Raw genomic sequence first — 13,271 nt, 5'->3', positions numbered from 1 at the left:
AACCATTCGTCTATACCTATCTCCCATTAATCTACACTTAATTTAAACTTAACTAAAACATCTCAAAATAAAAATCAATAGTAATATCTTTAATCATAAAAAAAACCTACATAAAAATGAAAGCTCTCAAAATACTATTAATAGAAGATGATATGATTGAAATTATGAAACTGAATAGAGCTGTTTCATCTCTCAAACTTGATCATAAAATTATTGAAACCAATAATGGTGAAGATGCTTTGACATTTTTAGAGAAAAAAGAAGAATTACCTGACATAATTTTATTAGATTTAAACATGCCAAAAATAAATGGTATCGAATTTTTAAGTATTCTTAAAAAGGATGACGTATTAAAATATATACCTACTATTATTTTAACCACATCTAGTAATCAAAAAGACTTATTAGAATGTTATCGAATTGGTATAGCCGGTTATGTTTTAAAACCCTTAAAGTATGAAGAGTACGTATCTAAAATCGAAAAACTTTTGGCCTACTGGAGTATTAATGAATTAAAAAACATATAAATGAAAGGCATCGTTTTTACCGAATTCTTAGATTTAGTTGAAAACAAGTTTGGCTTGGCAATGGTTGATAAAATAATCCACGAATCAAACCTCGAAGCAAATGGCGTTTACACTGCGGTTGGTACATATAAATTTTCGGATATGTTACAACTTTTACAACATTTAAGCGCTAACACAAACATTTCAATAGATGATTTATTACTAGTCTATGCCGAACACTTTTTCAGCGTACTTGCACAAAGTTACCCAGGTTTAATAGACTCTTACAAAGACCCCATAGAAATGCTGGCTTCTATTGAAAACCATATACATATTGAGGTTAGAAAAATATATCCAGATGCAGAGTTACCTACTTTTGAAGTCTTAGAAAAAACAGATAAATCGCTCATAATGATTTATAAATCTAGCAGAGCCATGCACTATTTTGGTCTTGGTTTAATGAACAAAACTTTCGAGCACTTTAATGCCACAGCAACTATTGAGCTAGAAAAAATTAAAGAAGACGGTACCGAGGTTAAGTTTATAATTAAGCAAGACTAATGGATCAAGACCAAATAGACATACTAAAACGAGCCTTAGCAAGAGAACGTGCCGCTAGAAAAGAAGCAGAAAAAATTCTAGAAAGCAAAGCGGCCGAATTATACCAAGCCAAGCAACAGTTAGAAAAATCGTATTCGGAATTAGAGCTTTTACTCGATAAAAAAAACTCACAATTACAAGGTGTTTTTGAAAACATTGTAGATGCTTATTTAATTATGGATTTATCGGGAAGTATTTTAAAAATGAATGATGCCGCCGTATCCTTATTAGGTTTTGAAAACGATAAAGTGGACGTTAACCTCATGAGTATGGTAAACCCAAAGGACTATGAATATGTGTCAAACTCATTTCAGGAATTATTTCAAAAGGGTACATTAACAGATTTTGAAATTAAAATAAAAACTAATCTCAATTTAGAAAAATTACTACACATCAATGCCAGTATTATTTACGACAACGGTAAAGCTGTTGCTGCACAAGGCATTATACGAGATATCACAAAAGATAAAGAAGCGGAGGAACGCCTCGTGGAATCTGAAAACAGATTATCTACTTTAATTTTAAACTTAGATAGTGGTGTTGTATTAGAAAATGAAAATCGAGAAATTGTACTAACAAATAAGAAATTTACAGAACTTTTTAATATTGATATTGCCCCAGACGCCTTAAAAGGTGTCGATTGTAAAGCAGCCTCTAAACAAAACAGTGTTCTATTTAAAAACCCAGAACATTTTATAACAAGAATGCATGATATTGATAAGAAAAAAGAAGTTGTCTTAGGCGACGAACTAGAAATGGTTAATGGCCGAATCTTGGAACGCAATTATATTCCTATCATTCAAGGCAATAAATCGAAAGGATACTTATGGACATTTAAAGATATTACAGAACAAAGAAACTATAGAAAAAGTTTAGAGGCAGAAAAAGAAAAATACTCTAGCATTATCTCTAATATGAATTTAGGACTTGTAGAAGTTGATACTAATGATAAAATTTTGATGATAAATCAAAGTTTTATGAACATGACGGGGTATACTAAACAAGAACTTATAGGTTTTAAAGGAGCCGATATACTCCCCCATCAGGAAGACAAAAGTATTATTGAACAACAAATTAATGAAAGGAAACTCGGAAAAACGGAATCATACGAACTTAGAATAAAAAATAAACAAGGACAAACCAGACATTGGCTAGTAAGTGGCGCTCCAAACTACAACCTTAAAGGCGAAATAATTGGTTCTATTGGTATAAATTTCGATATTACAGAAATTAAAAACCTTCAGCTTCAAAAAGAAAGTTTATTAAAAAAACTAGAAAAAAGTAACGATGAATTACACGAGTATGCCCATGTGGTATCTCACGATTTAAAATCGCCCTTGCGCAGTATTAATGCTTTAGTTAGTTGGTTAAAATCAGACAATAAAGACAACCTAGATGCTGCTAGCCTACAAAATTTAGCACTTATTGATGATACCCTAGAAAAAATGGAACAACTTATTACAGATGTTTTACACTACTCAAGTATAGGTTCCGAAAGTACCGAAAAAGCAGACATAGACCTAAGCCTTTTGGTTAACGATTTATTAAAAACCTTATATATTCCGGAGCACATAAATATCAACATCCCAAATACGCTTCCGGTAGTTATAGGTAATAAAACCAAACTCCAACAACTTTTTCAGAATCTAATAAGTAATTCTATTAAATTTATAGATAAAGAGGTTGGTAATATTGAAATTGGAATTAAAGATTTAGACACACATTATCAGTTTTTTATTAAAGACAATGGTATTGGTATTGATAAAAAATTCCATGATAAAATATTCAAAATATTTCATGTTTTAAATAAAAGTAAAGATTCTACAGGAATAGGCTTATCTATTGTAAAAAAAATCATCGAATTACACGAAGGAGAAATTTGGTTAGAAAGCGAACCAAAAGTAGGTACAGTATTCCATTTTACATTAAAAAAATAAACATGAAAACAGTTCAATTACAAAAACATAAGAATAAAAACTGGGAATATTTAACTTCAAAACAAGAATTAAAAAATCCATTAGTTTTGGCTTTTGGAAATAGATACCTATTAGAAAGTCCTACTATTTATAACGAAATAAGAACTCTTTTTCCCGACGGACATATTGTATTCGGTTCAACATGTGGCGATATTGCGGGTAATACGGTTGATGATGAAAGTATTTCAATTACAGCCATAGAATTTGAAAAAAGTACCTTTTCAATAAAAACAAGCAATATTCTAAATACCGAAATGGATAGCTTTAAAACTGGAAACAATCTTATAAAACAGTTTCCTTCAGAAGGCTTAAAATTTGTTTATGTTATTTCCGAAGGTAGTTTTGTTAATGGCAGCCAATTAACAAAAGGCATGAATGCCGCAGCAGAAAACGCGACTTTAATTACTGGAGGCCTTTGTGGAGACGAAGCCCGTTTTGAAAAAACCTTAGCATCATACAACGAAAATCCAAAAGAAGGAGAGCTTATCGCTATAGGCTTTTATGGAGAAACATTAGAGGTTACCTTTTCAATTCATGGCGGCTGGACTCCTTTTGGCCCCGAACGTATTGTTACAAAATCAAAAGGTAATATGCTTTATGAGCTAGATAATCAACCCGCATTAGATTTGTATAAAAAATATTTAGGTGATAAATCTAAAGAATTACCAGGCGCAGCTTTACTGTACCCATTAAATGTTAAATCTTCAGACGAAAGTCAATCTATTGTACGAAGTATTTTAAATATTGATGAAGCAGAAAACGCCATGATTCTAGCCGGAGATATACCCGAAAATTCCAAAGTACAACTCATGATGACTAATGTTGATAATATTGCGAATGCGTCGGAACGTGCCGCAAGACAAGCTTTAGAATTAAGAGCCAAAAAACCCGAATTAGCCCTTTTAGTAAGTTGTATTGGTAGAAAACTTGTACTAGACCAGCGCGTTGAAGAAGAAATTGAAGAAGTAGTTAATGTGGTTGGTGATGATATTACCATTTCAGGATTCTACTCATACGGAGAAATTGCTCCCTTTCATGGCGAAAACAACTGTCAGTTACACAACCAAACCATGACTATAACGCTAATAAGCGAATAATGAACTCATTACTAAAACGTCAAATTCGAAAATACCTCACCGACGCCCAAACTACGGATAAAAATCTAGAACAATTTCTAGATGCTGTTGATAGATCGTACAATAATTTTGACGAACAATTTACCATGCAACAGCGCGCCATGGGCATTAGTTCCGAAGAATTGTTTCATGCCAATCACCAATTAAGACAAGAAACAGAAGGACAACAAGAAGTTATTGATAAATTAAAACGCGTTATTGAAACGCTTAAATTTTACGAGCTTCCAGAGCACACCAATACCGATAATTTAGATTTAGACGAGCTAAAACTTGTTGATTATATAGATAATCAAACCAAAGAAATTATTAAAATTAATAAACAACGCGAAAAACTACTAAGTGAGTTGGCTCACCAAAACCAAGAACTGAACGATTATGCGCACATGATTTCTCACGATTTAAAATCTCCTTTACGTAGTATATATACGTTAACAACATGGTTAAAGGACGACTATGAAAATAGTATTGATGCAAAAGGAAAGGAAAGTCTAAAACTAATTAGAAGCAATGTTGAAAAAATGGATTTACTTATCAATAGTATTTTGGAGTACTCTACAATTAATAAAACTGAAACCACATTTTACAATGTAAGTATAGATAAATTAATAGACGACATTGTAAACACTTCTGCCGTTCCTAATCATATTTCTATTTGTAAAAAACAAACGCTTCCCATGGTTAAAGGCGATAAACACCGATTACACCAATTATTTGAAAACTTAATTTCAAATGCCATAAAATATAATAATAAAGAAAAAGGACTTATTGAAATTGGCTTTAGCGAAGACGATACTTTTTGGAATTTTTATATAAAAGACAATGGAAAGGGAATAGACAAAACATATTTTCAAAAAATATTTAAAGCTTTTAACAAATTAGAAAATAATCCAGAATCTACAGGAATGGGCTTAGCCTTGGTGAAAAAAATCATACAAGTTTTTGGAGGTACTATTTGGCTAGAATCGAAACTAAAGGAAGGAACAACATTTTATTTCACACTAAAAAAAGAACCGCATGGAACAGGAACAACCTAACTTATCATACATACACAACATGTCGGGTGGCGATAAAGCCTTCGAACAAAAACTGATCGACATTATAAAATTAGAATTTCCGCAAGAAAAAGAAGTGTATTATGATAATCTTGTAGCTAAAAATTTTAAACAGACAGCAGAAAATGTGCACAAACTTAAACATAAAATTAGTATTTTAGGCCTTGAAAAGAGTTATGAAATTGCTGTAGCATTTGAAGAAAACCTTCTGGAAGGCCGTACCGACTTATTCCAACAGTTCGAATCTATTTTAAACACCATAACTAATTACCTACAAAAGATTTAAATAGGCATTTATGAACTGTATTATTATTGACGACGAAGCCACCGCAAGAGCTATAATTAGCCAATTATGCTCGAATGTAGACAGCCTTAACGTTCTAGAAGAATTTCCTAATGCCATCCAGGCCATTAAATTTTTAAACCAGAACCCCGTCGATTTAATATTTTTAGATATCCACATGCCCGAATTTACGGGCTTCGATTTTATTGAAACTATAAAAAACCCGCCCAAAATTATACTCACCACATCCGATGCTAATTTTGCAATACAAGCTTTTGAATACGAATGCATTGTAGATTATTTGGTAAAACCTATTACGCTCGAACGTTTCCAAAAAGCCATCCAAAAAGCTGAAAGTGTTTTAACAAAAGTGGCCGAACCTATTGTTTCAGAAAAAGAAGTAGCAACCTCTGGCAATCACCTTTATATAAACATTGACCGCCGTCTTATTAAAATAGACATTCCAAGTATTTACTTAATTGAAGCTAAAGGCGATTATATTCAAGTAAAAACAGAAGACAAAAACCATACAGTACATTCTACCTTAAAAAAAATACACGAAAAACTACCCGAAGATTTATTTATAAAAGTACACCGTTCCTTCATTATCAATATTAAAAAAATCGTTGATATTGAAGATAATAGCGTCCTTATAAAAAAAGATGTTATCCCGGTAAGCCGATCAAACCGACCAGAATTAATGAAACGCTTAAACCTACTTTAATCAATTAACTTGTAAAAGACACCATTCGTCTACACTTAATTTTCGTCCACCGAAAATTAAATTTCAGAGCCTCTTAGTATTCTATTTTTGTGATATAAATAATCGTATCATGAAAAAATTACTACTCTTACTTATCTTTGGTTACACTACAGTACAAGCTCAAGATATCCCTTTTAACTGCGATTTCAATGCGTACCTTTTTCAATATAACGATGTTTATGCAGTAGATTTAGCCTCTGGAAATTCTTATACTGTAGCCACCGATGTTACCGAAGGTAATATTAACGCTACGGCATACAATCCAGCCGATGGTTTTATTTGGGGTTCGTTAACAAGTCCAGACAAAACCATAGTACGTATTGGAAAAGACTTCAAAACAAAAACATTCTATATTGATGAGTTACCATCTACAAATCGTTATGTTGGAGATGTAAGTGCTAAAGGCATTTACTACTTGAAAGGTGGCGGAAAAACATATTACAAAATAGATTTAAACCCAGAATCAGATAGTTATTCAAAATACTTAAGTACCGCTGATTTATCTCAAAACATTAGTGTTCACGACTGGGCATTTAATGCTGTAGATGGTTTTTTATATACTGTAGAAAGAAAAACAAACATATTATTCCGTATAAATCCAGAAAATGGAACCGTACTGTCCTTAGGAATTGTACCTATATTATCTAATTTAGATTACACCTATGGTGCTGTTTATTTTGATGCTAGCGGACGTTTTTATGTATCGGCAAATCAAACAGGTACTATTTATGTAATTCAAAATGTACAAGATTTAACAGGTACCAATAGTATGGAATCTAACCTATTCGCCTTTGGGCCTTCGAGCTCTCAAAACGATGGTGCCCGCTGCCCTACTGCCCCTGTATTACAAGAAATTTGTGATAATGGTATTGATGATGATGGAGATGGTTTAATAGACTGTGAAGATCCTTCGTGCTCAGGATACGCAGGTTGCCCAGTTATAGAAACCACCTCTTCTTCTAGTGCAAACGCCGGAGGTTTAGAAAGTAACAACAGATTATCAGAACAAATTAGCAAACGTAACTTTAACAGAACAAAAACCAGTTATAAATTTGATCAAACAACAGCTAAGCCTTTAATGAAGTCGAATACATATGGTAGAGCTACTTCAGGAAAAGCAACGATACAATTATCAGATTTTGTGCCTTTAGAAATTATTAATGAAGACAGTGTTATCGAGTCTTCTCCAAAAGATTTAATTGGTATTACCAATGCCACCGAAGTGTACTCGGTAGATTACATGAGAGGATCTCAAGCTATAGCCTCTATATTAGTTCTTGAAACTGAAAAAGGTGTTTACGAGCATACAAAATACATTTGCGACAGGTTATTAGGAGCCGAATTAGTTTCTGTTTCTACCATCGAAATTAAAGAACAACAATTTATAAAAGCACTTATTAAAAATATTGATGGTTCTTTAGAATTTGTTTTAAGCTTATCGGCAAAACCAACCAATAACAATACCAATTTCGGAATTGAAAGCCACTGGAATATAGATAAATATGAAAACAATGTGAAATTTTACAACTTTCAAATTTGGTCTAATTCCTTAGATGATTTAATACACCTTGGTGAAGAAGTAGTTACCTTATTAGATATAAAAAAGCCTGTTACAAGCTATAATAACTCAACACCACCAACGGTATTTGTAAAAAAAGGAAAATACTTTAACGGAAAGTTGAACCTACAAATAGTAAACACCAACAGAAGCACATCTGTAGCGTTCGACGGAGGCTTAAGAATGACAGAAACCGATGGTGTAGAAAACGTATCGTCTACCATAGATTTAAATGGAAATTATATTTCTAATGTAGAAGTAGATGCTGGTAGTCTTTTTGATATTGGTTTTAGAATTGGTGATGGTATAGCTACACCAGACGATTTATTTATGTCTGACGGACCTTGGGGATATGATGATGCTGCACCTAGCACTACCGTTACAAACTACACCGTAGACACTAACGAAAACACATTTAATGATAACGATTACGCAGTAGAACGTAACATTAATTTACAGGCTACTACTAGCGAATACATTGCAACCTACAGAGCTTTAACGCCAAAGTTTAACCCAATAGATTTAACAGCATATAATAGTTTTAACTTTCAAGCTAAAGGTACGGGAACTATGATAATACGATTAGTAAAAGAAAGTATCGGCGCTTGGGAAATGCAATACAAAAGCACTGTAAATCTTACGGAGACATTATCAGATTACAGCATCCATTTTTCGGAATTTGAATCGAGTAATGGTGAGCCATTCGAAGTAAACGACATAACTACAATTGTATTTACTATGCTGGCTGAAAATGGAGAAAAAACCATTAAAGAAATGACTTTAGAGCAACTTCGTTTTACCACTGCCGTAAGTTTATCTATTGCTAATGTTGAAAACAACGCATTATTAAGTCCTATTGCAGTACCTAACCCTATGATCACTAGTACTAACATACATTTTACAACGCAACAAGCAGAAACTGTAACACTTTTAGTGTATAACCAATTAGGCGCTCTGGTAAAACAAATACCTTTTGAAGCCGTCGCTGGTAAAAACGCCATCCTTTTAAATAGAAATAATTTGTCAACCGGGCTTTATTTCTGCAAAGTAAAAAGCAACCATGCGCAATACGAAATCACAAAACTACTCATGGAATAATTAATAGCAAATTACCCTGTAGTATGGCAAAAGACGAAAGTTTTTTGCCATTTTTGTTTTAATAACAAAATACTTTTCATGACATATAATCTTCTTTTGGTGAGGATTAATATTTAAATCATAAATTAGTTTTTTAATAGGCAAGCTTTCTACATAAATACATTTTACACCCGCTTTTGAATTACAAAATAGTATCTGATTCTATTACATATTCAATTTCTTACATTCATTAACAAACATGCACAAGATCGGCTTGCTAAAAAACATATCACGAACATTTCAAAAGCTTATGTTACGCGATGGGTCATTATTTAACAATAATACTATTATTGGCTATAAATAAAATAACCGAATGACTTAGGTAGTAAAAAAATAGTAATTAAAATAGATGAAACTAAAATGATAAAAAGCCCCCCTTTTTGGAAACCAAAGTTAACTTCTGAAGCTTTTTTCGGTGGAACGGATTTTAAATACAAACATGGGACGACAATAATAATTTGGTTGAAGTTGAAGTTGAAGCCAAAAGAAGCGCATGGCAGTACTCTAATCCGGTAACTTAATGGAGAAATTAATTTGCCTGTAATAATTTTTCAGCATTTAGATTTCCCTTTCCTATTCTAGCAAATACCTTTACTTTTTTCCTACTAGAACCCGAAAACATTTTATATAATAATGGCTATCGATATTCGAAACAAGCCATTAACAGTAGGATAATATTCAAAATAACTACTTCTTATAAATATGAGTATCAAATAAATACCATTTTAAACGCACCCCCACTTCAGTAAAAGTAAAACCAGCCGCTGTTGCAGATGCTATATTACTTCGTGTTCCGAAAAAGTTAGCCATGCAACGTTCAGAAAATTTATAACCTAACTTCCCTTGTATTCTATAGGTGCTTTGGCTGCTATCATTTTCAATATATTGCAAACCTGTTGCTGCTGTTAGCTCGTAAAACCATTCTTTTGGTTTACTAACCACTTCATCTTTAATTAAATTAACAAATACCTCGGCAGCATTAAATTTTTCAGGACTAAAATAAATGGTTGGTACTTGGTTTTTAAACGTAATGTATTGGTAATTTAAGCCCGCTTTTAAACCGGGTTTGCTCAAAAGATTATAATATAGGGAAGTGAAAAGTAAATTCCGGCTATTATCATCGTTTTGCGACGTGTAATAATATTGCGTAAACCAGCCCAAGTTAAAATTTGTACTTAGGTTATAGTTGGCGTAATAGTGATTCATAACAATTTCCCGATCTAATAAATCGGCATTAAAGCTTTGTATTTCACGTTTGTAACCGATATCTAAAGTTTGAAGTTTAAAAGGTTTTATATTAAACGATACATCGGCTAATAGCTGTGAATAATCATTGGTTTCTGCCTTTGCAGAAGATATTCCTGCAGAGCCTTTAAAAATGATATTATTAAGTAATTGATAAGATAAACCAACAGATGCATCGTTGGATGTTGCTTTATTATTGGTAATTGCATTACTGGTAGTTCTATAATTATAATTTCCTAAAAGTTTAAATTTTATAGAAAGTGGAAACTCTACAGTATTTTGAAGAGAAAATGCTTCGTTATCTCCATTATCAAAACTATAGCTTGCTTTCCCCTCATAAAAAGGTGTAAAAGTGGTATTTAATGTTTTAATAAAGTTGGTCGCATCTTTTTGGTTATCGTAAAACGTTAAGGTGTTCTCTGCCGATTGATACGCTTCAGCATAATAACCTAGGGCTTTTTTAGCATTAGCCTTTCCTAAATTACCATCAAACGATGTACTATCGTTTACCAAAATTTGATTATAATCTGAAATACTCTTTTTGAAATCACTTTTGTAGATATTTAAAGTGGCGCGTAAGGCCAGCAACCAATTTTCATTAGGTTTACTTTCGATTAAATTAGAGATAAGTGTATTTGCCGATTTAAATTTCTTGTTCCAAATTAAGGCTTGTATGTAACGCTCTGTTGTAGGTTGTATGAACTTTACATTAGTATCTGCATCTAAACTTTGAAAAGCTTGCTCACTTAATACCAAAGCGTCTTTTTCTTTACCATCTAAATGAGACACTAATGCCAAACCATTTAACGAAATCCATTTGTTTTCTGGAGTCTCAGCTAATAAATTGTATATTTTTTTAGCATCCTCTAGCCTGTTTGCGATTAAATATAAATTTGCTAAATTGGTTAAAGTGTCCGTATCATTATCAAAAATTTTCAGGTTTTCTTTTAAAAGTGCTTCGGCTTCATCAAGCTGTTGCGCTTGTTGCTTTTGATAAGCATAGCCCAAATACATATATTTTTTAGAGGTTAATGCATTAGGGTTTCCTGGTAAAACGTCCAAAGCTGTATTTACATAAACTAAAGCGTCGTCGTATTCCTTTAAGTTAGATAGTGTATTGGCATAACTTAGTAAAGCAGGAAAATTTTTAGGATCTTCCGTAATTAAAGCCTTGAAATATGTTTTTGCGGTATCAAATTTTTTATTCCAAAGTAAAGATTCTCCGTAATTAAGCTTAACCTCAAAATCATTTGGAAAATCTTTTAATAAATCTATAAAAAGTGTTTCTGCTTTTTCCGAGTTGTTATTTAAGCCAATAGCTCTGCCATAACATAAGCGTGCTGTTTTGTTTTCTGGAAAGTCTTTTAATATGGTTTTAAAAAAAGATTCTGCTTGTTGGTATTTACCTGTTTCTAAGTAGGTAAAGCCTTCTTGCATATCTTGCGAAAAACCGAAAAAGGAGAAAAAAACGATTACTAAAAAGGAATAAAATTTGAGTGTCATTGGTTTTTATTTAGGATACTGCAAGTTAAGCATTCGTTTTAAATCATTCATCTACACCAATCGTCTTCTCATCGAAATATACTCTAGTTTAAGCGTTTATTGCGAGATATTTGTTCCAGAATTAAAAATATAAAGCCACAAATTCATAATTAGTCAAGCGTAGATTAATTTAAAAACACATCATAAAATGCAAACTATTTCTATTTCAAAATTGAAAAAAATATCTCCAGAGCAATTATTCATGCTTAGTGTTTTAGCGGTAAACGGTGGGAATTATTTATACAACCTTATTTTGGGTCGCTTATTAGGACCATCAGAGTTTGCTGATGCTGCTGTACTTATTACATTTTTGTTGGTGCTGTCTTTTGCAGCCATGACCTTCCAATTGGTTACGGCTAAATTTTCTGTTATTTTTGAAAACAATGTATTGCGAAATTTTATTTCAAAAGTTTATAAAAATGCCCTTATAGTCGGAATCGCTCTAGGTGTTTTAATTATTGTACTCGCAAAACAACTACAGTTACTTTTTAATACATCATCGTCTAATATGTTTATCATTTTTGGTATTGGTGTGCCGTTATATTTTATGATGAGTGTTAATAGAGGCGTTTTTCAAGGTAAGAAACAATTTAAAGCCTTATCTATAACTTATCAAGGTGAAATGTTAAGCCGTCTTGTTATTACTTTAGGGCTTATTTTTATGTTTAACATTCAGTCTTCCGTAGTTATTGCCATCGGCATTCTAATCTCTTTTGTTTTCGGGTTAGTGCCTTTTAAAACCAAGCATATTTCATTCAAAAAAACCTTTATTGATTCTTCTAAAAGCAAACAAGTTAGAAACTTTTTTATACTCACTGCCTTTTACGAATTAACTCAAATAATTATAAACAACAGTGATATTTTATTGGTAAAACATTACTTTGATTCGTACAATGCCGGCCTATACGCCTCTTTAGCTTTAATAGGACGTATTGTATATTTTGTGGCCTGGATGTTTGTAATGTTACTACTACCTACCGTAGTGCAACTCAATAAAGAAGGTAAAGAAACCGCGCCCGTTTTATTTAAATACGTGGGATATATTGCAGGCATTGCATCGGCTATTGTAATTGTTTGTGCTATATTTCCAGAAACGGCTATTACGTTATTATTTGGAGACAGTTACCTAGCTATGGCTCCATTACTTTGGAAATACGCTTTAGCCACTGGTATGTTCGCGGTTTCAAACATATTTGCTTACTACTACCTTTCTTTAGGTAAATATCTTCCGGTAATTATTTCTGGAGTATTTGGCATGTTGCAAATGCTTTTAGTTATTTTCTTTCACGATAACTTAGAGCAAGTGGTATTCATGCAAATTATAGCCATGGCCTTATTATTAATCATTCAAATAGGATGTTTTATTTTCGACTACAACATTTCAAAACCTAAAAAGGCTTAATCTATAGAAAATCACCATTCAACTACAGTAACTAACTGTCCAACCAAAACACCTCAAATTCTTAATTTATA

10 protein-coding genes are annotated in these 13,271 nt (G+C 32.3%); 9 read left to right on the top strand and 1 reads right to left on the bottom strand.

Annotated features, from left to right (window positions below; all coding sequences use genetic code 11):
* Nucleotides 1–116: 116 nt before the first annotated feature.
* The 8 genes from QWY92_RS18570 to QWY92_RS18535 all read left to right on the top strand — a co-directional run bounded on the left by QWY92_RS18570 (nucleotide 117) and on the right by QWY92_RS18535 (nucleotide 8,972).
* Nucleotides 117–527 (top strand): response regulator, encoded by a 411-nt coding sequence (locus tag QWY92_RS18570; protein ID WP_290274364.1) that lies wholly within the window; start codon nucleotides 117–119, stop codon nucleotides 525–527.
* Complete coding sequence (locus QWY92_RS18565; protein ID WP_290274362.1) at nucleotides 528–1,067, top strand: heme NO-binding domain-containing protein; 540 nt, start codon at nucleotides 528–530, stop codon at nucleotides 1,065–1,067.
* Entirely contained in the window at nucleotides 1,067–3,043 is a 1,977-nt protein-coding gene (locus tag QWY92_RS18560) for a PAS domain-containing sensor histidine kinase (RefSeq protein ID WP_290274360.1), read from the top strand. Before QWY92_RS18565 ends, QWY92_RS18560 begins: the two co-directional genes overlap by 1 nt.
* Nucleotides 3,044–3,045: 2 nt before the next feature.
* A complete protein-coding gene (locus tag QWY92_RS18555) occupies nucleotides 3,046–4,179 on the top strand; it encodes an FIST signal transduction protein (protein WP_290274358.1) in 1,134 nt (377 codons plus the stop codon).
* Nucleotides 4,179–5,252, top strand: coding sequence for a sensor histidine kinase (locus QWY92_RS18550; protein ID WP_290274356.1), 1,074 nt, complete (start codon nucleotides 4,179–4,181; stop codon nucleotides 5,250–5,252). Before QWY92_RS18555 ends, QWY92_RS18550 begins: the two co-directional genes overlap by 1 nt.
* Nucleotides 5,233–5,556, top strand: coding sequence for an Hpt domain-containing protein (locus QWY92_RS18545; RefSeq protein WP_290274354.1), 324 nt, complete (start codon nucleotides 5,233–5,235; stop codon nucleotides 5,554–5,556). Before QWY92_RS18550 ends, QWY92_RS18545 begins: the two co-directional genes overlap by 20 nt.
* Before the next feature lie 10 nt (nucleotides 5,557–5,566).
* The gene (locus QWY92_RS18540; RefSeq protein WP_290274352.1) at nucleotides 5,567–6,277 is read left to right on the top strand and encodes a LytR/AlgR family response regulator transcription factor; all 711 of its coding nucleotides are present in this window, start codon (nucleotides 5,567–5,569) and stop codon (nucleotides 6,275–6,277) included.
* Between the two features lie 109 nt (nucleotides 6,278–6,386).
* The gene (locus tag QWY92_RS18535; RefSeq protein ID WP_290274350.1) at nucleotides 6,387–8,972 is read left to right on the top strand and encodes a DUF6923 family protein; all 2,586 of its coding nucleotides are present in this window, start codon (nucleotides 6,387–6,389) and stop codon (nucleotides 8,970–8,972) included.
* A gap of 726 nt (nucleotides 8,973–9,698) precedes the next feature.
* On the opposite strand, the gene QWY92_RS18530 is transcribed toward QWY92_RS18535, so the two are convergent.
* A complete protein-coding gene (locus QWY92_RS18530; protein ID WP_290274348.1) occupies nucleotides 9,699–11,759 on the bottom strand; it encodes a tetratricopeptide repeat protein in 2,061 nt (686 codons plus the stop codon).
* Nucleotides 11,760–11,946: 187 nt separating this feature from the next.
* On the opposite strand from QWY92_RS18530, the gene QWY92_RS18525 reads away from it, so the two are divergent.
* Nucleotides 11,947–13,200, top strand: coding sequence for an oligosaccharide flippase family protein (locus QWY92_RS18525; RefSeq protein WP_290274345.1), 1,254 nt, complete (start codon nucleotides 11,947–11,949; stop codon nucleotides 13,198–13,200).
* Nucleotides 13,201–13,271: the final 71 nt, after the last annotated feature.

It is taken from the genome of Algibacter miyuki (genome assembly GCF_030409805.1).
Taxonomy (GTDB): domain Bacteria; phylum Bacteroidota; class Bacteroidia; order Flavobacteriales; family Flavobacteriaceae; genus Algibacter; species Algibacter miyuki.
The sequence above is the reverse complement of the archived record's forward strand: the minus strand, read 5'-3'. Positions and strand labels throughout refer to the sequence as shown.